The sequence below is a fragment of the Pedobacter sp. 01N416 genome (genome assembly GCF_056399685.1).
In genome coordinates this window covers 1-1,883 of the sequence record NZ_JBFTRT010000765.1, presented here as the reverse complement: position 1 = coordinate 1,883, position 1,883 = coordinate 1, and the positions used below count along the sequence as shown (strand labels likewise).

Sequence of the window (1,883 nt, the reverse complement as noted above, 5' to 3'; positions counted from 1 at the left end):
TTGTAATACTTCTTTAAAGGGTATATCTTCCTTTTGCTTTGGCTATTTGTAATAGATTATCATTAAATTGCATCCTCTATTGCATCAATCCCTAATGAAAGAAATTACCGATATCATAAAGGCATATCAAAAAGCAACGAAGGAAAAGAAAAAAACAGCCCTTGCTACGGTAGTTAAGGTAGAGGGTTCTTCTTACCGCAGACCTGGTGCAAGAATGTTGATTACTGAAGATGGCCAGTTAACAGGCGCCATTAGTGGCGGTTGTTTAGAAGGCGATGCGTTGCGGAAAGCACTTTCGGCAATTGTACAGCAAGAAAACAAGCTCATTACTTATGATACTACAGATGAAGATGATGCAAAATTTGGCGTTCAGCTGGGCTGCAATGGCATTGTACATATTTTGTTCGAACCCATTTTAGAAGCAGATGAGCTAAATCCCATTGCTATTTTAACCGCGTTGCAAGGCAAAAGGGAGCATGCAGTTTTAGCAATACTTTTTTCCCTAACAGATARGTTGCAGTTGGGTACAAGTATGCTTTTTAGAAATGAACCTATTCTAGCTAAAATCCCCGAAGCGATCTTCAATGAGACAATTAAAGATATCCTGGAAGTTTCTGAATATAAGACCACGTCAATTAAAGCTTATAATTTTGACAACCAACAGATTGATGCCTTTCTGGAGTTTATCCAACCCCCAATTTCATTAATTATAGCTGGCGCAGGCAATGATGCACAGCCTTTAGCCGAAATGGCTTACCTTTTGGGCTGGGAAGTAACTGTGATAGATGGAAGACCTATGCATGCTACGCCACAACGTTTTGCAAATGCAACCAAGGTTTTAGTGAGCAAACCCGAAAATGTGTTAGCTCAAATTCAGATAGATGAACAAACAGCTTTTGTATTGATGACCCATAATTACAATTACGACCTCGAACTACTTAAATATCTATTAGGCACAAATGCTCCGTATATCGGCACACTTGGACCAAAGAAAAAACTAGTTAGGATGTTAGATGAACTGGATTTGGCAACGCCAACAAATCAAACACGTGTACATGGTCCGGTTGGTTTGGATATTGGCGCAGAAACTGCAGAAGAAATCGCCATTTCTATCCTCGCCGAGATTAAATCTGTTTTTACAGGTGCTTCGGCCATGTTTTTAAAAGAGAAGAAAAAACCGATCCATGTTTACGAATTAAAAAACAATTAAGCATTGAAAACGGGCATTATCATATTGGCAGCAGGTAGTTCTTCACGTTTGGGAAGACCAAAACAGCTTTTGGATTACAAAGGAAAAACGCTCTTGCAAACCGTAATAAATGAAGCTTTAGAAACAAGTTGCAGACCCGTTATCGCTGTTTTAGGTTCAAACGCTAAAGAAATAGCCAGCCAGCATCAGCATGATCAGGTTAATTTCGTTATCAATGAAAGTTGGGAAAATGGAATGGCATCGAGCATTGTAGCCGGGCTTTCTGCTATAATCAGAAATAATCGCGAAATTGAAAGTATCATTATTGCTGTAGCCGACCAGGCTTTTATAAAAATGATTAACTTTAATAGCTTAATCGAAAAGCAGAAAGAAACAGGTAAAAATATAATTGCCAGTACCTATGCAGAAGCGACAGGAACTCCTGTCCTCTTCAAAAAAGATTATTTTGAAGCACTTTTATCGCTCACAGGAGCAGAAGGAGCAAAAAAGATACTCAAACAATATCCTCAAGATGTAGAAACAGTTGTTTTCGAACATGGAGAAATTGATATTGATACAGAAACAGATTATAACAATTTAATTAGCCAGCAATGATAGCAGATTCTTTTGGAAGAATACACGATTACCTGCGGATATCGCTAACCGATAACTGCAATTTTCGCTGCTTTTATTG

Annotated in this window: 2 protein-coding genes; both read left to right on the top strand. The window is 38.3% G+C overall.

What is annotated here, in order from left to right; all coding sequences use genetic code 11:
- The first annotated feature begins 94 nt into the window (after positions 1-94).
- Positions 95-1,210, top strand: a complete 1,116-nt coding sequence (locus AC1DND_RS26900) for an XdhC family protein (protein WP_477585796.1) — start codon at positions 95-97, stop codon at positions 1,208-1,210.
- A 3-nt stretch (positions 1,211-1,213) separates the two neighbouring features.
- Positions 1,214-1,804, top strand: coding sequence for a nucleotidyltransferase family protein (locus AC1DND_RS26895; RefSeq protein WP_477585795.1), 591 nt, complete (start codon positions 1,214-1,216; stop codon positions 1,802-1,804).
- Positions 1,805-1,883 lie beyond the last annotated feature (79 nt).